At 32.6% G+C, this 21827-nt stretch carries 21 protein-coding genes; 16 read left to right on the top strand and 5 right to left on the bottom strand.

Translation table 11 applies throughout. The features are described 5' to 3' along the window. The first annotated feature begins 106 nt into the window (after positions 1-106). The 6 genes from MJ_RS06655 to MJ_RS06630 all read left to right on the top strand — a co-directional run bounded on the left by MJ_RS06655 (position 107) and on the right by MJ_RS06630 (position 3543). The gene (locus MJ_RS06655) at positions 107-445 is read left to right on the top strand and encodes an MJ1244 family protein (protein WP_010870757.1); all 339 of its coding nucleotides are present in this window, start codon (positions 107-109) and stop codon (positions 443-445) included. Between the two features lie 11 nt (positions 446-456). After that, positions 457-783 (top strand): MJ1244 family protein, encoded by a 327-nt coding sequence (locus MJ_RS06650; RefSeq protein WP_010870756.1) that lies wholly within the window; start codon positions 457-459, stop codon positions 781-783. 91 nt (positions 784-874) lie between these two features. Next, complete coding sequence (locus MJ_RS06645; RefSeq protein ID WP_010870755.1) at positions 875-1246, top strand: DUF134 domain-containing protein; 372 nt, start codon at positions 875-877, stop codon at positions 1244-1246. Continuing rightward, positions 1243-2847, top strand: coding sequence for a methyl coenzyme M reductase system, component A2 (atwA, locus tag MJ_RS06640; RefSeq protein ID WP_064496766.1), 1605 nt, complete (start codon positions 1243-1245; stop codon positions 2845-2847). Before MJ_RS06645 ends, atwA begins: the two co-directional genes overlap by 4 nt. Before the next feature lie 175 nt (positions 2848-3022). Beyond that, the gene (locus MJ_RS06635) at positions 3023-3226 is read left to right on the top strand and encodes an nSTAND3 domain-containing NTPase (RefSeq protein WP_064496765.1); all 204 of its coding nucleotides are present in this window, start codon (positions 3023-3025) and stop codon (positions 3224-3226) included. 23 nt (positions 3227-3249) lie between these two features. Further along, on the top strand, positions 3250-3543 hold the full coding sequence (locus tag MJ_RS06630; protein WP_010870752.1) for a hypothetical protein: 294 nt from the start codon (positions 3250-3252) through the stop codon (positions 3541-3543). A 2-nt stretch (positions 3544-3545) separates the two neighbouring features. Here MJ_RS06630 and MJ_RS06625 read toward each other — a convergent pair whose 3' ends face one another. Beyond that, a complete protein-coding gene (locus MJ_RS06625) occupies positions 3546-4223 on the bottom strand; it encodes a hypothetical protein (protein WP_010870751.1) in 678 nt (225 codons plus the stop codon). Between the two features lie 90 nt (positions 4224-4313). On the opposite strand from MJ_RS06625, the gene proS reads away from it, so the two are divergent. The 5 genes from proS to cas6 all read left to right on the top strand — a co-directional run bounded on the left by proS (position 4314) and on the right by cas6 (position 10923). After that, a complete protein-coding gene (gene proS, locus MJ_RS06620) occupies positions 4314-5681 on the top strand; it encodes a proline--tRNA ligase (protein WP_010870750.1) in 1368 nt (455 codons plus the stop codon). 120 nt (positions 5682-5801) lie between these two features. Next, entirely contained in the window at positions 5802-6476 is a 675-nt protein-coding gene (psmB, locus tag MJ_RS06615; protein WP_010870749.1) for an archaeal proteasome endopeptidase complex subunit beta, read from the top strand. A gap of 239 nt (positions 6477-6715) precedes the next feature. Next, positions 6716-8620, top strand: coding sequence for a beta-CASP ribonuclease aCPSF1 (locus MJ_RS06610; RefSeq protein WP_010870748.1), 1905 nt, complete (start codon positions 6716-6718; stop codon positions 8618-8620). A gap of 284 nt (positions 8621-8904) precedes the next feature. Then, entirely contained in the window at positions 8905-10182 is a 1278-nt protein-coding gene (gene rbcL, locus MJ_RS06605) for a type III ribulose-bisphosphate carboxylase (RefSeq protein ID WP_010870747.1), read from the top strand. A 15-nt stretch (positions 10183-10197) separates the two neighbouring features. Further along, positions 10198-10923 (top strand): CRISPR-associated endoribonuclease Cas6, encoded by a 726-nt coding sequence (cas6, locus tag MJ_RS06600; RefSeq protein WP_010870746.1) that lies wholly within the window; start codon positions 10198-10200, stop codon positions 10921-10923. Positions 10924-11552: 629 nt separating this feature from the next. Here cas6 and MJ_RS06595 read toward each other — a convergent pair. Then, positions 11553-12392, bottom strand: coding sequence for a class I SAM-dependent methyltransferase (locus MJ_RS06595; protein WP_064496764.1), 840 nt, complete (start codon positions 12390-12392; stop codon positions 11553-11555). A 140-nt stretch (positions 12393-12532) separates the two neighbouring features. Between MJ_RS06595 and MJ_RS06590 the strand changes: the two genes are divergently transcribed. The 5 genes from MJ_RS06590 (at position 12533) to eif5A (ending at position 17745) form a co-directional block, all read left to right on the top strand. Continuing rightward, positions 12533-13423, top strand: coding sequence for a CBS domain-containing protein (locus MJ_RS06590; RefSeq protein ID WP_010870744.1), 891 nt, complete (start codon positions 12533-12535; stop codon positions 13421-13423). A gap of 255 nt (positions 13424-13678) precedes the next feature. Further along, the gene (gene oadA / locus MJ_RS06585; RefSeq protein WP_010870743.1) at positions 13679-15382 is read left to right on the top strand and encodes a sodium-extruding oxaloacetate decarboxylase subunit alpha; all 1704 of its coding nucleotides are present in this window, start codon (positions 13679-13681) and stop codon (positions 15380-15382) included. Between the two features lie 34 nt (positions 15383-15416). Next, positions 15417-15635 carry a zinc ribbon domain-containing protein gene (locus MJ_RS06580; protein WP_064496763.1) on the top strand — a complete coding sequence of 73 codons (219 nt, stop codon included), beginning with the start codon at positions 15417-15419 and terminating at the stop codon, positions 15633-15635. A gap of 12 nt (positions 15636-15647) precedes the next feature. Further along, entirely contained in the window at positions 15648-17153 is a 1506-nt protein-coding gene (locus MJ_RS06575) for an acetyl-CoA carboxylase biotin carboxylase subunit (RefSeq protein WP_010870741.1), read from the top strand. A gap of 193 nt (positions 17154-17346) precedes the next feature. After that, positions 17347-17745, top strand: a complete 399-nt coding sequence (eif5A, locus tag MJ_RS06570; protein ID WP_010870740.1) for a translation initiation factor IF-5A — start codon at positions 17347-17349, stop codon at positions 17743-17745. Positions 17746-17759: 14 nt separating this feature from the next. Here the strand turns inward: eif5A and MJ_RS06565 are convergent, their stop codons facing one another. From MJ_RS06565 to MJ_RS06555, 3 genes are read right to left on the bottom strand one after another with little or no spacing between them, the layout of a single operon-like run. Continuing rightward, a complete protein-coding gene (locus MJ_RS06565; protein WP_010870739.1) occupies positions 17760-18482 on the bottom strand; it encodes an anaerobic ribonucleoside-triphosphate reductase activating protein in 723 nt (240 codons plus the stop codon). Between the two features lie 8 nt (positions 18483-18490). Further along, on the bottom strand, positions 18491-20893 hold the full coding sequence (locus MJ_RS06560; RefSeq protein ID WP_064496762.1) for a plasma-membrane proton-efflux P-type ATPase: 2403 nt from the start codon (positions 20891-20893) through the stop codon (positions 18491-18493). A 34-nt stretch (positions 20894-20927) separates the two neighbouring features. Beyond that, complete coding sequence (locus tag MJ_RS06555) at positions 20928-21770, bottom strand: CBS domain-containing protein (protein WP_010870737.1); 843 nt, start codon at positions 21768-21770, stop codon at positions 20928-20930. Between the last annotated feature and the right edge of the window lie 57 nt (positions 21771-21827).

Raw genomic sequence — 21827 nt, 5'->3', positions numbered from 1 at the left:
GTTAAAATTTCTTTTTTTAATAACATATTAAGGAAACTAAATGAAAAACTTTATATTCTATATTTTTAACAGTTAAATTGTAACTTTTCCACATAAGGGGGATATTATGACAAAAAGAGTTTTGTTTGAATTGTTTGTTGAAGAAAAAAATGTGGGTAAAGCAATAAATATAATGACCTTAGCTGGAATTACTGGATTTTTCTTGCATAAATATAGGGGATTGTCCCCAGATAAGTTTAAAAATTTAAGTAAAGAGGAGTTAGAGGATATTGAGAAAGTTTATGAAATTATAAGGGATGAGTCTGATAAAGCAGTTGTTATTGGGACTGTAGTTAAAGAGGAAAAAGCTAAAAAAATAGAAGAACTATTAAAAGAAAAAATGAACAATGAGAGATGGACAGTGATGAAGATTCCAATATTAAAGGTTAAGGTCCATAGGGTCTAAAGGTGGGATAAATGAAAATCTTGTTGTATTTATTCGTTGAAAGTGAAAATGTTGGAAAGGCAATAAACGCTCTATCAGAAGGAGGAATAACTGGATTTTTCTTATATGATTATAAAGGTATGTCTCCCCAAGATTGGCAGGGATTTTTGTTAGATGAAGACCCAGAGATGGCTATTAAGGCAGTTAGTGATTTAGCACAGAATGCTGTATTAATTGGAACTATTGTTAGTGAAAATAAACTCATGGAAATTGAAAAGCTAATAGATGAAAAACTTGCTGACTGCAAATACACGATAATTGAAATTCCTATTGAAGGAATAATTGTAAATATGCCTTAAAAATGAACTTTCACATGTGGTGTTTCTTTAATATGCTAAAATTCCTCAAATAAAAAACGCAAAAAACTTCTATTTAAAATGAGGAGATTATATGAGTAGAAGAGGAAGACCAAAAATTCCAAGATTTATATCTGAAGAACCAAAATTTAGGATATTTAAACCACATGGAGTTTCTCTTACAGAGGTAGATAAAGTTATATTGAGTGTGGATGAGTTAGAGGCAATTAGGTTAGTTGATTATCTTGATTACACACAAGAAGAGGCATCTAAGTTGATGGGAATCTCAAGAAGAGTTTTGTGGAGCTTATTGACAGAAGGTAGAAAAAAGATTGCCGATGCTTTAATAAATGGAAAGGCAATAGTTATTGAAGGAGGAGAATATAAGATTAGAGAATGTGGTTTTTGTATGAGGCATAGATTTGGCATAAAAAAGCACTGTAGAACTTGGAGGGAGGAGCTATGATGCTATTGGAAGTTAAAAATGTCACAAAAAAATTTGGAGATAAGGTAGTTTTAAAAAACATTTCATTTACATTAGAAGAAGGAGAGTCATTAGGGATTTTGGGAAAGAGTGGAGCTGGAAAATCTGTTCTATTGCACATGTTAAGGGGAATGGATGGTTATGAGCCAACTGAAGGGCAGATTATTTATCATGTCTCCTACTGTGAAAAATGTGGCTATGTGGATGTCCCTTCAAAAGCTGGAACTCCTTGTAAAAAATGTGGAAATGAGCTTAAAAAAATAGAAGTGGATTTTTGGAATGACAAAAAATACACCTATAATTTAAAAAGAAAAATTGCTATAATGCTTCAGAGAACTTTTGCTTTATATGGGGAGAAAACTGTTCTTGAAAATATCTTAGAAGCTTTACATCAGGCAGGTTATGAAGGGAAGGAAGCTATTGATATGGCATTAAAGTTAATCAAAATGGTTAAGTTGGAGCATAGAATAACCCACATTGCAAGAGATTTAAGTGGAGGAGAGAAGCAGAGGGTAGTTTTAGCAAGGCAAATAGCTAAAGAGCCATTTATATTCTTAGCTGATGAACCAACTGGGACCTTAGACCCTCAAACTGCTAAATTGGTTCATTCAGCTTTAAAAGAACTTGTTATTAAGAATAAGATAAGCTTAATCTTAACCTCTCACTGGCCAGAGGTTATTGCTGAGCTAACAGAGAAGGCAATTTGGTTAGATAAGGGAGAAATCATAATGGAAGGAACTTCAGAGGAAGTTGTTAATAAATTCATGGAAACAGTTAAAGAGTTTAAAAAACCAGAAACAGAAGTTGAAATTAAAGAGGACATTATAAAGTTAGAAAATGTTTCAAAACACTACTGTTCTGTTGAGAGAGGAGTTATTAAAGCAGTTGATAATGTAACTTTAAACATTAGGGAGAGAGAAATATTTGGTTTAGTTGGAACAAGTGGAGCTGGAAAAACAACATTAGCAAAGATTATTGCTGGAGTTCTTCCACCTTCAAAAGGAAAATACTGGTTTAGAGTTGGAGATGAATGGGTTGATATGACTAAACCTGGACCTATGGGTAGAGGAAGGGCTAAGAGGTATATTGGTATATTATTCCAAGAATATGCCCTCTATCCACATAGAACTATCTTAGAGAATTTAACAGAGGCTATTGGTTTAGAACTTCCAGATGAATTTGCAAGAATGAAGGCGGTTTATACGTTGGTTTCAGTAGGATTTAGTGAAGAAGAGGCAGAGGAGATTTTAGACAAATATCCTCATGAATTGAGTGTTGGGGAGAGGCATAGATGTGCTTTAGCACAAGTTTTAATAAAAGAGCCAAGAGTTGTTATATTAGATGAGCCTACTGGGACAATGGACCCAATAACAAGAAACACAGTTGCTGAATCAATCCACAAATCAAGGATAGAGTTGGAGCAAACATATATTATTGTTTCACACGATATGGACTTTGTATTGAATGTATGTGATAGAGCTGGATTGATGAGAAATGGTAAGTTAATAAAAGTTGGTAAGCCAGAAGAGATAGTTGCTTTATTAACAGAGGAAGAGAAGCAAGAGATGTTTGGACAGAAGTAATTTTTTTATCCTATTTTTATCTTATTTACTGTTTCAAAGCTTTTTTGGTTAAAATGTAAAAATTTCTTTTTTGTATAAGGTTTTATTGCAGTATAAGAAAAATATTATATATAAATTAATGTTCAAAATCTTAAATATGTAGTCATACTACTTTTTAATTAAAATGGTGTTAAAAATGGAGATAAAGTGGTATGTTAAAAGAGGTTTTGAAGATAATTTAATAGATGCCTTAAATACTTATGGCTCAGCTTGCGTCTTGGGCTTAGCTGGAATGGGTAAAACTACCATTGCAAGATATATCTACACAAAGTTGAGGAGAGAGGGAGTTAAGGTTGTTTATCTTACATCTGATGAAGAATCAAAGACCATTAAATTTTGAGAAGATGTATAATAGCTTTTTAAATGGAAATAAAAAAATCCTATAAAGATTATAAAAAACTTGTTTGGAATGTAAGTACTGAATTTACACAAGCCTTAGCAAGAATTATGTTCTTCTATATTGTCAATGATTTAGAAACTGCAAAGAATTTAGCAAAAATTACAAGTCCGTATCTTCCAAAAGTTCCAAGTAAGCTTCTAAAAGAGTTAAGTGAAGCAATAGAGGAAGAGATTAAAGCTAAATCAGATATTGAAAAAGAAAAAGCCAAAGAAAAAGTTAAAAAAGCGTTTGTAAAGTTGTTTTATTATACAGTGTAAAATTATACACTAAAACATCTAACAAAATTTAATATCTCCTCTTTATTTGGAATTATTGGATAACCAACAACTATATCATTATTTTTAATCCTCTCTATGCTTTCCTCATCATTCAAAGACAATATAAAATCTCTCCAATTACCTCTATAGTTTTTCCTTCTATTTAGATAACCTTTCATAGATTCTAACGCATTCTCATTAATCTTTGTAGCATAAGGGACATATATAGCTCTCTTTGAGTTTATACTGCATTCTTGCCCATACAGATAATAAGCTATAAGGTTATGTTCCTCTACAATATCTTTAACCAAACTCTCAACTCCCTCAATTCCAACCCAAATATCTCTGCTACATCTCATAGCCTCTTTGATAACATCCAAAATCCTATAATTTTTAAATTTTCTTTCTTTTTCAGTTAAATACTGCTTGTTTCCTAAAACAACACATAAATCAAAGCCATAAGATGCATAAAGCTCTAACAATTCAAAAGCATCAACTCTCTTAGCTTGAACTGTCATAACAACTTTTGATATCTTTTCCAACCTCTCTAAAATCTCTTCATCTTTTATAACCTCATTTTCAGCATCTATAATATAATAATCAAAATATCTTCCAATAAAGTGTCCAAAATCTACAATATCTTCATTTATTTTACTTGGTTTTATGGCTATTCCTATCATTGCCCCACCATGAAAAACTTTAAATAACCAACTGTCATTTTAAATAAAAATTAATATTTATTAATTTGCTATAAAATAAAAGGTGATATCTTGGAATTTTCAGAATGGTATTCAGATATATTAGAAAAAGCTGAAATTTATGATGTTAGGTATCCAATAAAAGGTTGTGGAGTTTATTTACCTTACGGATTTAAAATAAGAAGATACACATTCGAAATAATAAGAAATTTATTAGATGAGAGTGGGCATGATGAGGCATTATTCCCAATGCTGATTCCAGAGGATTTATTAGCTAAGGAGGCAGAGCATATAAAAGGATTTGAGGATGAGGTTTATTGGGTAACTCATGGAGGAAAAACACAGTTAGATGTTAAATTAGCTTTAAGACCTACTTCAGAAACACCAATATACTATATGATGAAACTTTGGGTTAAGGTTCATACTGATTTGCCAATAAAAATCTATCAGATAGTTAATACATTTAGGTATGAAACAAAGCACACAAGACCTTTAATTAGGTTAAGAGAGATAATGACATTTAAAGAGGCCCACACTGCCCATTCAACAAAGGAAGAGGCTGAAAACCAAGTAAAAGAAGCTATATCTATCTACAAAAAATTCTTTGATACTTTGGGTATTCCTTATTTAATATCCAAAAGACCAGAATGGGACAAATTCCCTGGGGCAGAATACACAATGGCTTTTGACACTATATTCCCAGATGGAAGAACTATGCAGATAGCTACAGTCCATAACTTAGGGCAGAACTTCTCAAAGACATTTGAAATTATATTTGAAACACCAACTGGAGATAAAGATTATGCTTATCAAACATGCTACGGAATCTCAGATAGGGTTATAGCTTCAATTATAGCAATACATGGGGATGAGAAAGGTTTAATTCTGCCTCCAATAGTTGCACCAATACAGGTAGTTATAGTTCCATTAATTTTCAAAGGAAAGGAAGATATTGTTATGGAGAAGGCAAAAGAGATTTATGAGAAATTAAAAGGTAAATTTAGAGTCCATATAGATGATAGGGACATAAGACCTGGAAGGAAGTTTAACGATTGGGAGATAAAAGGCGTTCCATTGAGGATTGAAGTAGGTCCAAAAGATATTGAGAATAAAAAGATAACCTTATTTAGAAGAGATACAATGGAGAAATTCCAGGTGGATGAAACCCAGTTAATGGAGGTTGTAGAAAAAACTTTAAATAATATTATGGAAAACATTAAGAATAGAGCATGGGAAAAATTCGAAAACTTTATAACCATCCTTGAAGATATAAATCCTGATGAAATTAAAAATATACTATCTGAAAAGAGGGGGGTAATTTTAGTCCCATTTAAGGAAGAGATATACAACGAAGAACTTGAAGAGAAAGTAGAGGCAACTATTTTAGGGGAGACAGAATATAAAGGTAATAAATATATAGCAATAGCTAAAACCTACTAAATCTTTTCTTATTTTTAGGTTAAGATTTATGAACAAAATAAAATTTTTATTTATTGAAATATTATTAGAAAGCTATTAAAAGTGAGAAATAGGAAATAGGTAATTATTTAAGGTGAAAGAATGGATGTAATGAAAGGAACAACAACCGTTGGTTTAATTTGTGACGATGCAGTAATTTTAGCGACAGATAAAAGGGCATCATTAGGTAATTTAGTAGCTGACAAAGAAGCAAAAAAATTATATAAGATAGATGATTACATAGCGATGACCATTGCGGGAAGTGTTGGAGACGCTCAAGCGATAGTTAGGTTATTAATTGCTGAGGCAAAACTATACAAAATGAGAACTGGGAGAAATATCCCTCCATTGGCATGTGCTACCCTATTGAGTAATATATTGCATTCAAGTAGAATGTTCCCTTTTTTAACTCAGATAATTATTGGTGGGTATGATTTATTGGAAGGAGCTAAATTATTTTCATTAGACCCATTAGGAGGAATGAACGAAGAAAAAACTTTTACAGCTACTGGTTCTGGTTCTCCAATTGCCTATGGGGTTTTAGAAGCTGGATATGATAGAGATATGTCAGTTGAAGAAGGGATAAAATTAGCCCTAAATGCATTAAAATCAGCAATGGAAAGAGACACATTTTCAGGAAATGGTATATCATTAGCTGTTATAACAAAAGATGGTGTTAAGATATTTGAGGATGAAGAGATTGAAAAAATCTTAGATAGTATGAAAGCTAAACCTAAGAAAAAAACCACAAAAAGAAGTAGAAGAAAGAGCAAATAAAATAAATTAGATATGGAATTGTTAGAATTAAGCTAAAGGCTAATAAGTTTAATATAAGATTAAAAATTTTAAGAAAAATATAGATAAAAATCTATAAAATCTCTTAATTTAACTAAATATCTCTATTTTATGCTATATTTTTAATTTTAACATTTTTTCATAAACAATTACAAAATATTATCAAAATTTTCAATTTAAAACACGGCAGAGATTTTTAAAAGTTAAGGAGGAGGATTATTTTGTCAGCAGAGGAAGTTTTAGAAAATATAAGAAAAGAGATAATAAAAAAATCACCAAAAGAGGCGAAAATAGTTGATGTTCAGTTTGAGGGGCCTGAAGTCGTTGTCTATGTAAAAAATCCAGAAATTTTCACAAATGAAATTATTAAAAGCCTTGCTAAGGATTTGAGGAAAAGAATTTCCATAAGACCAGACCCATCTGTTTTAGTTGAGCCAGAAATAGCTAAACAGAAAATTTTAGAAATTGTCCCTGAAGAGGCAGAAATAACTAACTTTGTTTTTGATGCAAACACTGGGGAAGTCATAATAGAATCAAAGAAACCTGGATTGGTTATAGGTAAAGAAGGAAAAACACTGGAAATGATTAAAAAAGCAATAAGATGGGCACCTAAACCAGTAAGAACTCCACCAATACAATCAGAGACAATAAAAGCAATTAGGGCCACACTTTATAGGGAGAGACATGAGGTTAAAGAAATTTTAAGAAGAATTGGAAGGAGAATACATAGAGATATAGTTGTTAGAGGAGATTATTGGATAAGAGTATCTTTCTTAGGAGGAGCAAGAGAAGTTGGTAGGTCTTGCTTATATGTTCAAACACCAGACACAAGGGTATTAATTGATTGTGGTATCAATGTAGCATGTGAAGATAAGGCATTTCCTCACTTTGATGCTCCAGAATTCTCAATTGAAGATTTAGATGCTGTTATAGTTACTCATGCTCACTTAGATCACTGTGGTTTTATTCCCGGTTTGTTTAGATATGGTTATGACGGTCCTGTTTACTGCACAAGACCAACAAGGGATTTAATGACTTTATTGCAAAAAGATTATTTAGAGATAGCTAAAAAAGAGGGTAAAGAAGTTCCTTACACCTCAAAAGATATAAAAACATGTGTTAAGCACACAATACCAATTGATTATGGAGTTACAACAGACATAAGCCCAACAATAAAATTAACCCTACATAATGCTGGACACGTTTTAGGTTCTGCTATTGCCCATTTACATATAGGAGAGGGGTTGTATAACTTAGCCTATACTGGAGACATCAAGTTTGAGACATCAAGGCTGTTAGAGCCGGCTGTTTGCCAATTCCCAAGATTAGAAACATTGATAATTGAATCTACTTATGGGGCTTATGATGATGTTCTGCCAGAGAGGGAAGAGGCAGAGAGAGAGCTTTTGAGGGTTGTTAGTGAAACAACAGATAGAGGAGGAAAGGTTTTAATTCCAGTATTTGGAGTTGGAAGAGCTCAGGAGTTAATGCTTGTTTTAGAAGAAGGATACAATCAAGGCATATTTAACGCTCCTGTCTATTTAGACGGAATGATTTGGGAAGCTACTGCTATACATACTGCATATCCAGAGTATTTATCAAAAGAAATGAGGCAGAAGATATTCCACGAAGGAGATAATCCATTCTTATCTGAAGTATTTAAGAGGGTTGGAAGCACTAATGAAAGAAGGAAAGTTATTGATAGTGATGAACCATGTGTAATCTTAGCAACATCTGGAATGCTTACTGGAGGGCCGAGTGTTGAGTATCTAAAACACTTAGCTCCAGATGAGAAAAATGCAATAATATTTGTTGGTTATCAAGCAGAGGGAACTTTGGGTAGAAAGGTTCAGAGCGGTTGGAAAGAGATTCCAATCATTACAAGAAATGGAAAGACAAAATCAATTCCAATAAATCTACAGGTTTATACAATTGAAGGATTTTCAGGACATAGTGATAGAAAGCAGTTAATTAAGTATATCAGAAGATTGAAGCCTTCACCAGAGAAGATAATTATGGTTCATGGAGAAGAGAGTAAGTGCTTAGATTTTGCAGATACAGTTAGAAGATTGTTCAAAAAACAAACTTATGTGCCAATGAACTTGGATGCTATAAGGGTTAAGTAATTAATTTTATGTGCCTTTCAAAACTGTTTAATTCTATTTGTTAAATTTTTTCAAAATATTAAAATCAAATCAATTCGGAATGAAAATTTATTAATTCATTAATTTTACATTCATCCTTTTTTATATTTGGTTAAAATAAGCCTTTAGCATTATTTTACTGTTCAATAATTAATTTAAATATATAAACTAAAGGTAAAGCTTTCTAACACTATTTATATTAGAAACGACCATACAAAAAATTAATAATACTTAATACCAAAGAATTCGTGGGGGAGGGATATACTATGGACTACATAAACTTAAACTACAGACCAAATGAAGGTGATTTGTTATCTTGTATGGTAATTAAAGGAGAAAATTTAGAAAAGTTGGCAAATGAGATTGCTGGGGAGAGCTCTATTGGAACATGGACTAAAGTTCAAACAATGAAAAGCGATATTTATGAAAAATTAAGACCAAAGGTTTATGAAATTAAAGAGATTGGAGAAGAAAATGGGTATAAAGTTGGACTAATAAAAATTGCCTATCCATTGTATGATTTTGAAATAAACAACATGCCAGGAGTTTTAGCAGGGATTGCAGGAAATATATTTGGAATGAAGATAGCCAAAGGTTTAAGGATATTGGACTTTAGATTTCCAGCGGAGTTTGTTAAAGCTTATAAAGGGCCAAGATTTGGAATTGAAGGAGTTAGAGAAACTCTAAAAATCAAAGAAAGACCTTTACTGGGGACTATAGTTAAACCAAAAGTTGGTTTAAAAACTGAAGAGCATGCAAAAGTTGCCTATGAAGCATGGGTTGGAGGGGTTGATTTAGTTAAGGATGATGAAAATTTAACTTCCCAAGAATTCAATAAATTTGAGGATAGAATTTATAAAACCTTAGAGATGAGAGATAAAGCAGAAGAAGAGACTGGAGAAAGAAAAGCATATATGCCAAATATAACAGCTCCATACAGAGAGATGATTAGAAGGGCAGAGATTGCTGAAGATGCTGGAAGTGAATATGTGATGATAGATGTTGTTGTTTGTGGATTCTCTGCAGTGCAATCATTTAGAGAAGAGGACTTTAAATTTATAATCCATGCCCACAGAGCTATGCATGCAGCAATGACAAGAAGTAGAGATTTTGGAATATCCATGTTGGCATTAGCTAAGATTTATAGGTTGTTAGGAGTTGACCAATTACATATAGGAACAGTTGTTGGAAAGATGGAAGGAGGAGAAAAAGAGGTTAAAGCAATTAGAGATGAGATTGTTTATGATAAAGTTGAAGCAGACAACGAAAACAAATTTTTCAATCAAGATTGGTTTGATATTAAACCAGTATTTCCAGTATCTTCTGGCGGAGTTCATCCAAGATTAGTCCCAAAAATAGTTGAGATTTTAGGCAGAGATTTAATTATTCAGGCAGGAGGAGGAGTTCATGGACATCCAGATGGGACAAGAGCTGGAGCTAAGGCAATGAGGGCTGCTATTGAGGCAATTATAGAAGGAAAATCATTAGAAGAAAAAGCAGAAGAAGTTGCAGAGCTAAAAAAGGCTTTAGAGTATTGGAAATAAATAAAAGGGAGACTTATGAGGTTAAAGTTATCCCTAACTCCTAAACAAGATTTTTCTTTTGATAAAATTAATAAACATACTATACAGGGTTTTATTTATTCTCTTTTAAAGGATACTGAGTTTGGGGAGATGCATAATCAGCCAAGGTTTAAGTTTTGGTGTTTTTCTGATATATTTCCACCGAATGATTTTGTTAAAGGGGAGGATAAATATCTACTAATATCCTCACCAAGGGAGGAGTTTATTAATGTATTATATGAGAGATTAGATAATTTAGAAGAAGTTAATTTAAATAATTTTAAATTTGAAGTTTCTGAACTTAAAAAATTTGATTTGAAGGTTAAAAATAAGTTTATAACTGGTTCTCCAATTGTTTTATACAAGGATAAAGATAGAGGAGAGTATATAAAGTTTTATGATGATGATTTTGATTTGATGTTTTTTGTTCAAAGACTGCAGGATAATGCAGTTAAAAAATATAAAGCATTTTATAATGAAGAGCCAGTTTTAAATGGTTTTATTTTTGATAGAATATCTCCAAGAGTTAGGAATGGGAGGGTAGATGTTTATGTTAGGATTGCTAAGAAGGGAAGAGAGTTTTTAGTAGTTGGAACTACATGGAAGTTATTAGAGAAGATTAAAATTAGAAAAGAAGAGAGGAAGTTTTACAAGTTTATAATGGATTGTGGTTTGGGAGAGAAGAATAGTTTAGGCTTCGGATTCATAAATCCTATAAAATAAGTTTGAATATTTGATTTTATAAAATGCATAAGAAAAGTTTTTATTTTTTGAAGTAATAAGTTATTTAGATTTTGTTTTTAAAGATTTTTGACCAATATTTTTAAATTTCATTGGATAGGAGTTCTCTGTTTAATTTTAATAATCATTTTAACAAAAAAGTATTAACTTAAATTGGATTTGGATAGAAGGGAGATATTTTTTAAAGATAAAATATACTTTCATCTTATTCTTTGATTAAAGGTTTTTTTATTTGCTTAGAAATAAAATAAAAGGTTTTTTGTTTGAATTTAATATTGGTTATTAAGATTATTGAATAGGAAGGGTATAAATATGAGTTATGATACATTTGAATGTAATGGGTTTAAGAAAAACAGTATTGTATGGAAACTGTTTTGGATTAATTTGTGGAATGTAAGGGATTATTAAGTGGACTTGTTTAAGAAGAACAATATTGTATGGAAACTCTATAGGTTTTGCATTTATAACAATCCCTGAAACGGGGACTTCAAATTCGTTTAAGAAGAACAACATTGTATAAAAATAAAACATTAAACTTAATTTTTTAAATTTATTAAAAAAAGCAAAATAATATTTCTCTTTTGATTGTTTAAATTAAAAAAATAGAAAGCTTAATCTCTTGGTTTTACAGCAACAACTCCCAACGCTTCTTCAACCCTTTTAACATTTACAAATCCAACTTTCCTCAACCTCTCCATAACTCCCTTCTGTAAATCCTTTCCTCTATACTTCTTTCCTGGATTACCAACATAATGAAACAATCTTCCTCCCGGCTTTAAAACTCTAAAAATTTCTTTATAGAATTCTTCGCTGTATAGATGTCCAGCTAAGCTGAACCTTGGAGGGTCGTGGATAACAACATCAAACTCCTCATCTTTAAATCTCTTTATGACATCATAAGCATCTCCTAAAATAATTTTAATGCCTCCTTTAAACAGCTCTTCACTATAAGGGTTTATTTTAGCTAATTCTAAAACATTTGGATTTTTTTCTATAGTTATAACTTCAGCTCCTCTTCTATACGCCTCTATAGCTGTATAACCCAAACCCATGCAGGTATCTAAAACTTTTTCTCCCTTCTTTACTTTTACGGCATTTATCTTATTTAGTGTATCTTCATAAGGATTAACTTCTTTAGTTCTATGCATTCTTATTCCATTTATCTCAATTGTTGGTGGAATTGTTGGAACTAACTTATAATAGCCGTTATTTGATATTGCAGCTTTAAAAACTTCTCCATCTTTTATAAAGTATATATGCCCCTCATCCTTGGCAATCTTCTTTAAAATGTCAAAGCTAACATCTCCTTCAGGAAATTTGGCAATCTTTTTTTCCCTATCTATCAAAATCTTTTCTTTCTTTTCTGTCTTATTTAAATCCAAATTTAAAAAAATCTCCTCAGATTGTGAATTTAAAATTTCCTTAGCTATTTTTGAGGTTATGTAATTCATAGTTAGCACCAAAGTAATTTTACTCAATTCTGAATTAAATCGATAAGTATATATTTATTTTATTGCCATAAATATTTATCATGGATGTCAATAATCTATTATAATTTATAATCATTAGTATTTTTAATAAGGGGGTTTTTATGGAACTAACGGTTGTGCAGAGAGAGATATTACAAGAACTTATAAACCTATATAGAGAAAAAAATAGACCAATCAAAGGAACAGAAATTGCCTTAAGATTAAATAGGAATCCAGGAACTATAAGAAACCAAATGCAAGCTTTAAGGGCATTAGATTTAGTTGATGGTGTTCCTGGACCTAAAGGGGGATATGTGCCAACAAGTAAAGCTTATAGAGCTTTGGGATTAGAAGATGAGGGGGAGATAATAGTCCCTATATATAAAGATGGAAAGAAAGTTGAGGGAGTTAAGGTTGTAAAAATAGAGTTTGACACTGTTTCACATGAAAAATGCTGTTCTTCAAAGATACACATTGAGGGGGATACAAAGCACTTTAACATTGGAGATATTATTAGAGTCGGCCCTACTTATCATAATAAAATTATTATTAATGGAAAAATTATTGGAAGGGATGATATTCATAGGATTTTGCTAATAGATGTTTTAGGAGTTTCAAGTATCCCAAATATAAAAGTTGGAGATGTGGGGATTAAAGAGGTTTGGACAATAAATCCAAATTGCACTTTAAGAGAAACTGCCAAATTATTTGCTGAAAAATATATCAGTGGAGCTCCAGTTGTTGATAACGATAAATTGGTTGGTGTAATAAGCCTACATGATATTGCTGAGAATATAGATAATATTGATAAAAAGGTCAAAGAGGTTATGAGAAGAGACGTTATAACAATACATAAAGATGAAAAGATATATGATGCATTAAAAATTATGAACAAAAATAATGTGGGGAGATTGGTTATAGTCGATGATAACAATAAAATCGTTGGAATTATAACAAGAACAGATATATTAAAGATTATTAGTGGTAAATTTCCAGAGAATTTCCATACTTAATAGAACCTAAGTAAAGCATATATATCATTTCAATCAATACTACACTACGGCTATAAACAAGGATAGAGATTTTTGTATTAATTAATTTAAACTCAATTTTATCTCCTAAATCTTAAATTTTCTTAATCAATTTTTGATGAGGGGTAACTATGATTGAAATTATAAGACTATGGCTAACCAAATAACGGAACTGCATTGCCGTTTTATTTGGCTGTGCCTTTTTTAAATCAAAATAAATATTTGTGAGGGATAGCTATGGTTAAGATTGTAGATACTACTTTTAGGGATGCTCAGCAGTCATTGATAGCTACAAGAATGAGAACTGAAGACATGCTACCAATAGCGGAAAAGATGGATGAGGTTGGATTCTACTCTATGGAGGTTTGGGGAGGAGCTACATTTGATGCATGTATAAGATATCTAAATGAAGACCCATGGGAGAGGTTGAGGGCTTTAAAAAAGAGGATTCAAAACACTCCATTACAGATGCTCTTAAGAGGGCAGAACTTAGTTGGTTATAGGCACTACCCAGATGATATCGTTGAAAAGTTTGTTATAAAAGCCCATGAGAATGGAATTGATATTTTTAGGATTTTTGATGCTTTAAACGATGTAAGAAATATGGAAACTGCAATAAAAACAGCTAAAAAGGTTGGGGCTGAAGTTCAGGGGGCTATATGTTACACTATAAGCCCAGTTCATACAATTGACCAATATGTGGAGTTAGCAAAAAAATTAGAAGAGATGGGGTGTGATTCAATCTGCATAAAAGATATGGCTGGGCTTTTAACCCCTTATGAAGGATATGAGTTAGTTAAAAGATTAAAAGAAGAGATATCACTTCCTATTGACGTACATAGCCATTGCACAAGTGGTTTAGCTCCAATGACTTACCTAAAAGTTATAGAAGCTGGAGCTGACATGGTAGATTGTGCTATCTCACCATTTGCCATGGGGACATCCCAACCACCAACAGAGAGTATCGTTGTTGCGTTAAAAGGAACAAAATATGATACTGGCTTAGATTTAAAGCTCTTAAATGAGATTAGAGATTACTTCATGAAAGTTAGAGAAAAATATAAAATGCTATTCTCTCCAATATCCCAAATTGTCGATGCAAGGGTTTTGGTGTATCAAGTTCCTGGAGGAATGCTATCTAACTTGGTCTCACAACTTAAAGAGCAGGGAGCTTTGGATAAATTTGAAGAAGTTCTACAGGAGATTCCAAGAGTAAGAAAGGATTTAGGATATCCTCCATTAGTTACACCAACCTCTCAAATTGTTGGAACTCAGGCTGTTTTAAACGTTTTAACTGAAGAGAGATACAAGATTATAACAAACGAAGTAGTTAATTATGTAAAGGGCTTTTATGGAAAGCCACCAGCTCCAATTAACCCAGAGTTGTTAAAGAGAGTATTGGATGAGGGAGAGAAACCAATTACCTGCAGACCAGCTGATTTATTACCTCCAGAATGGGAGAAAGTTAAGAAAGAGGCAGAAGAGAAGGGAATTGTTAAGAAAGAAGAGGATATATTAACCTACGCTTTATATCCACAGATAGCTGTTAAGTTCTTAAGAGGAGAGTTGAAAGCTGAGCCAATACCAAAAGAGAAGGATATAGGAAAGATTTTAGAGATTCCGACTGAATATATTGTAGAGGTTGATGGAGAGAAGTTTGAGGTTAAGATAGAGCCAAAGATTGGAACAGAATTGAAGAGAAAGAAAGAAGTTATAACTGCAGAGATGGAGGGAGCTGTTACTTCACCATTTAGAGGAATGGTAACTAAGATTAAAGTTAAAGAAGGAGATAAGGTTAAGAAGGGGGATGTTATTGTTGTATTAGAAGCTATGAAGATGGAGCATCCAATAGAAAGCCCAGTTGAGGGAACTGTAGAGAGAATATTAATTGATGAAGGAGATGCTGTGAATGTTGGAGATGTAATTATGATTATTAAATAAACTTCTCTTTTTTTGTGATATTTTGGTGATATTTATGGAAAAAAGATGGAAATGTCCAAAATGTGGAAATACAGAATTTTTTGAAAAAGAAGTTGCAATGACTGGAACTGGATTATCAAAGATATTTGATATCCAACATAACGAATATATTGTTATAACATGCAAAAAATGCGGATATTCTGAATTTTATGATAAGAGTATAGTCAAGAGTAAGGATAATTTAATGAATATTTTAGATATCTTCTTTGGATAGAGGTGAAAAATCATGTTTAACAAAGTTTTAATTGCAAATAGAGGGGAGATAGCGATTAGAATTATAAGAGCATGTTGGGAGTTGGGAATTAAGACAGTTGCAGTTTATTCTGAGGCAGATAAGAGGTCTTTACATGCTACTTTGGCTGATGAAGCTTACTGTATAGGTCCTGCTCCAGCGGCAAAGAGTTATTTAAACATTGATGCCATATTAAATGTAGCTGAGAAAGCTAAGGTTGATGCCATCCATCCAGGATATGGATTTTTAGCTGAAAATGCTGAATTTGCAAGGGCTGTTAAAAAAGCTGGTTTTGAATTTATAGGGCCTAATCCAGATGCTATAGAAGCAATGGGAAGTAAAATTAACGCTAAAAAAATCATGAAAAAAGCAGGAGTTCCTTTAATTCCTGGTAGTGAGGGGGCTATTGAAGATATTGATGAAGCAATAGAAATAGCTGAAGCTATCGGTTTCCCTGTAGTTGTTAAAGCTTCAGCTGGCGGTGGCGGAATGGGAATGAGTGTTGCATATAGCAAAGAGGAGTTAAAAGAAGTTATTGAATCTGCAAGAAACATTGCAAAGAGTGCATTTGGTGACCCAACAGTATTTATTGAGAAATACTTAGAAAATCCAAGACACATTGAAATCCAATTATTGGGAGATAAGCATGGGAATATTATTCATTTAGGAGATAGAGAGTGTTCAATACAGAGGAGACATCAGAAGTTGATTGAAGAGGCTCCCTCACCAATAATGACTGAAGAGTTAAGAGAAAGAATGGGAGAAGCGGCAATCAAAGCAGGAAAGGCAATAAATTATGACAGTGCAGGAACTGTTGAGTTTTTGTATGAAAATGGCAACTTTTACTTCTTAGAGATGAATACAAGAATTCAAGTTGAGCATACAGTTACAGAGCAAGTTACTGGAATAGATTTGGTTAAGGCGATGATTAAAATAGCTGCTGGAGAAGAATTAACTTTAAAGCAGGAAGATGTTAAAATAAGAGGGCATGCAATTGAGTGCAGAATTAACGCAGAAGACCCATTAAATGATTTCGTTCCATGTCCTGGAAAGATAAAACTATATAGGTCTCCAGGGGGGCCTGGAGTTAGGATTGACAGTGGTGTCTATGGAGGGGCTGAAATTCCTCCTTACTATGATTCAATGATAGCTAAGCTAATTACTTATGGAAATAGCAGAGAGGAGGCAATAGCAAGAATGAAAAGAGCTTTGAGGGAGTATGTTATAATAGGCGTTAAAACAAATATTCCATTCCATAGGGCTGTTTTAGAGGAGGAGAACTTTTTAAAAGGGAATATCTCAACTCACTATGTAGAGCAGAATATGCATAAATTAAGAGAGAAAATGGTTAAATACGCATTAGAATCAAGAGATTTATACAGTGTTGTATCAGAGAAGGTATTTGAAAAGAATAAAAAGATAGCCGCCGCTGTTGGTGGTTTAACAATGTATATATCCCAAATTATGAAAGAAAATGAAGTGAATAACAAAGAATGGTAACTATCTAAAATTTTATTTTTTATATGCTTAAAAGATAGAAGTTATTGAAATTTTGTTAAATTTGAATATTAAATTTAATAGATTAATAAGATTAATAATCTCAAAAACTCAGAATGTGTTGATAGTAATATTTATATAACATAAGGCAATAGTTATTAAAAGTTTCTTTTTTAGAAAATAAAAGGTGATAATAATGCCAGGAACAAAACAAGTTAATGTCGGTTCATTAAAAGTTGGACAGTATGTTATGATTGATGGAGTTCCATGTGAAATTGTAGATATTAGCGTTTCAAAGCCAGGAAAACACGGAGGAGCTAAGGCAAGAGTTGTAGGTATTGGAATATTTGAAAAAGTTAAGAAGGAGTTTGTTGCACCAACATCAAGCAAGGTAGAAGTTCCAATAATTGACAGAAGAAAAGGACAAGTATTGGCTATAATGGGAGATATGGTTCAAATTATGGACTTGCAAACTTACGAAACATTGGAGTTGCCAATTCCAGAAGGTATTGAAGGATTAGAGCCAGGAGGAGAAGTTGAATATATAGAAGCAGTTGGTCAATACAAGATAACAAGAGTTATTGGTGGAAAGTAAATTTTAATTTTAATTTAAATTTCAAAAGTTCCATTTATGGTCCTTATAACAACATTATCAATATATTTCTTTGCTATTTTACCCAACTCTCTCAACTCATTTTCTTTAGGCATAGGGAGTTTTTTAAATTCTTCATCATAGGCATCCTTTGGCTCAAACTGCTGAATTGCATATAAGTCACAGTCTTTAACTGTTTTTGCTATATCTTCAATATCTTCCTCATCCATAACTTTTGGGACAAAAGTTGTTCTACACTCAACAAATACATTATTTTTTTTGCATAAATCAATAATCTTTAATATCTTATTTTTAATCTCCTCTCCATCCTCTCTGCATTTTACAAACTCTTTATACTTATCAAATCTACATTTTACATCAATAGCAACATAATCAATAAGCTTATTTTTAATTAGCTCCTCAATAACCTCTGGATGTGTGCCGTTTGTATCAATTTTCACTGGAAACCCTTTTTCTTTAGCATATCTTGCTATCTCTATCACAGCATCTTTCTGCAGAGTAGGTTCTCCTCCACTTATGACGATAGCATCTGCAAATAAAAAATCTATATCATTAAAAATTTCCTCAACTGTCATCCCCCTCTTATGCTCCAACATAAACTTTAAATTGTGGCAATAAGGGCATTTCATATTACATCCATATAGAAATATGACAGCTGAAGCTTTTTTTGGATAATCAATTGTTGATAAATCTACTATTCCTGAAACTAAAGCTTTCACTTTATCACCTAATCAATTTTTAGTCTTTTTAGCAAAATCATTTTAATCTCATCGTTAATTAACATCCAAACATGGGCATAGAGCCACATAAACAAAGCCAAATCCCAACCAATTGGAGCCATGAATATTCCTTCAGCAGCTACAATTGTTCCAATAATATTTGTTCCCATAACTCCCCAGAACAGCAACTTACTTGGATATGGCTTTTTCCACAACCTATCTCTAATTCTTGTAACGAATATGGTTGCATGTCCAGCCAATATCAACTTTAAAAATACAAAGCTCTGCAACTCTGCAATTGTTAGATGTAAGAATACATCAGATATATAGAATATCAGGAAGGAGCTAACAACTCCACTCAGTCCTAAAGCAGTTGAGAGCATTAAAATCTCTCTCATCCTCCATCTAACTGGAGATTTTGGCTCAACAACGTTATCATAGGCGATTGCCAATATAGGGATGTCATTCAATATAGCTAAGAGCACAATCATCAATGCAGTTATTGGATAAATGCCCAAAATCAATATGCATAACTCAACAAAGAATAAAATCCTTATTGTCTCAGTAATTCTATAAATAACATAGCTTTCCATTCTTTGAAATATCCTTCTTGCCTCTTGGATTGCATCAACAATAACAGATATTCCAGGAGATAATAAAACTATATCAGCAGCGGCTCTTGCAGCATCAGTTGCATTTGAAACAGCAATCCCACAGTCAGCCTTTTTTAAGGCAGGAGCATCATTAACTCCATCCCCAGTCATGGCAACAAGATGCCCTCTCTTCTGCAGTGAATCAACAATCTTATATTTATGCTCTGGGAATACCTCAGCAAATCCATCTGCTTCTTCAACAATCTCATCAAATTTTTCTTCTTTAATCTCTCCTCTTTTTAGTTTTTTCAATAGCTCACTAATTGATATTATCTTGTCTCCAATGCCCAACATTCGTGCTATATTCTTAGCTATAGCTACATGGTCTCCAGTAACCATCTTTATTATAACTCCAAGCTCTTTAATCTTCTTAACTGCCAAAGGAGCATCTTCTCTTGGAGGGTCATACAATGGGATTATTCCAGCAAAGTGCCATCTCCCATTTTTATAAACAGCTACCCCTAAAGCCCTATAACCATTTTCAGCAAGCTTATCAACAATTTCCTCAACCTTTCTCCTTAACTCTTCATCTGCATTGCATAAATCTAATATAACCTGAGGAGCTCCTTTTGAGACTTTAAACTCCTCATCGTTAGTTACCTCTGCCTCTGTCCTCTTAATAACTGGGTCAAATGGAATGAACTTCTTTATTTTGTAGTTTTTTATTTTTTCCATCAATCCTAATTTCTTAGCCTCATTTAAAATTGCCATATCTATTGCATCAGCATCCTCTTCCCTTGAAGCAAGAGCGGCAAATAAAACAACATCCTCTTTACTAAATCCATTTAAAGCTATAATTTCCCCACACACAAGCTGATTCTTTGTTAAAGTCCCAGTTTTATCTGAGCAGAGAATATCAACTCCTGCAAGTTCTTCAATAGCTACAAGTTTCTTAACAATAGCATCCTTCTTTGCTAAATTTAATGCTCCAATAGCCATAGTTATTGATAACACAGCTGGCATAGCCGCTGGAATTGCTGAAACAGCTAACACTAAAGCAAATTGGGCTGTTTCTATTAAACTCTTTCCTCTAAACAATTCAACGGCAACCATTATTGCTATTAAAATTACTGCTAAAACTATCAAATAGTCTCCTATCTTGATAATCATCTTTTGATAAGAGCTAACTTTTTCTGCTTTTTCAACTAACTTAACGGTCTTTCCAAAGTAAGTATTTAGCCCGGTAGCTTTAACTATTCCAGTCATCTCTCCTTTTTTAACAATAGAGCCAGAATAAGCAATATCTCCAATCTTCTTCTCTACTGGCAAACTCTCTCCAGTTAAGGCAGATTCATCTACAACTAAATAATCTCCATCAACCAATATTATATCAGCTGGAACGATATCTCCAATCCTAATTCTAACAACATCTCCAGGGACTAATTCTTTTGCTGGAATTATTTGCCATTTTCCATCTCTCAAAACCCTTGCATTTAAAGCCATCTTCTGCTTTAAAAACTCTATGACATTTTCTGCCTTATATTCTTCCCAAAAACCAACAACACCATTAACCAACAGTAGTATTAAGATTATAACAAAATCCACCCAGTGTTTGATTATTGCAGATAAAATAGCGGCAATTTCAATCATCCAAGCAATAGGATTCCAGAAGTAAGAGAGAAATTTAATAATTGGATGAACCTTTTTTTCTGGGATTTCATTATATCCATAGATTTTTAATCTCTTCTTAGCTTCTTCAGTTGATAATCCAGTTTTTATAGAAGTTTTATATTCTTCTTCAATTTCCTCAACATTCATAACAACCCCCCACAAAAAATAAAAAATAATTTATTTAAGCAAAGTATTTTAAAACATCCTTCTCTGTGATAATTCCTTTTATCCTTAAGTTTTCATCAACTACTGGTAAAGCCCCTATATCATTGGTTACCATTATTTCAGCTATCTTCTTTAATTTATCTCCCTCTTTTGCAGTTATAACATCCCTCTTCATAATCTCTTCCATTCTAACATTTGTTATCTCTCTAACATTACCAGTTTGCATGTGGTTGAAAGCCCAATCACTACCTAAAAGTTTTATAAAGTCCGTTGATGTTATAATCCCTACCAATCTCCCCTCACTAACAACTGGCAGTCTTCTAAACCCATTTCTCACCATAGTTCTCGCAACATCTTTCAACCTCTCTCCTGGTGTGGCTACAATAACGTCCCTTGTTATATAATCATCAATAACCTCATTTTCGTCTATCTTATCCAATAAAGCCCTTATCACATCTCTTTCTGTAATTAATGAAATGAGTTGGTTCTCGTCATTAACTATTGGAGCCCCCCCAACATTTTTTGTTAAGAATGTCTCTATTGCTTCATCAATATCTGCATTCTCCTTTAAAGTTATAACATTCTCCTCCATTATCTCTCTAACTGGTTCATTTATTGCTGCTAAAAAATTCCTTTCATGCTTCTCTCTAATTAAGTTGTATTTTGAACCCCCACCCATGAAATCTACAATATCCATACTTGTAATTATACCAACAACTTTGTTATTTCCCGCATTTACCACTGGCAATCTTCTGTATTTATTCTCATTCATAGTCATAAGGGCTTTTCTTATTGTAGTTGTAGGATAAACAGTTACAATCTTTTTATTTTGGGCAATTTTCATGACTCTCACAAACATCCCTCACAGGAAATTTTCAATAGTTTAAATTTAAATTTGAATTCTTACACATAATAT

It is taken from the genome of Methanocaldococcus jannaschii DSM 2661, assembly GCF_000091665.1.
GTDB classification, from domain to species: Archaea; AGJL01; Methanococci; order Methanococcales; family Methanocaldococcaceae; genus Methanocaldococcus; species Methanocaldococcus jannaschii.
Note: the sequence above shows the minus strand (reverse complement) of the source record. Positions and strands in the feature narration are given on the sequence as shown.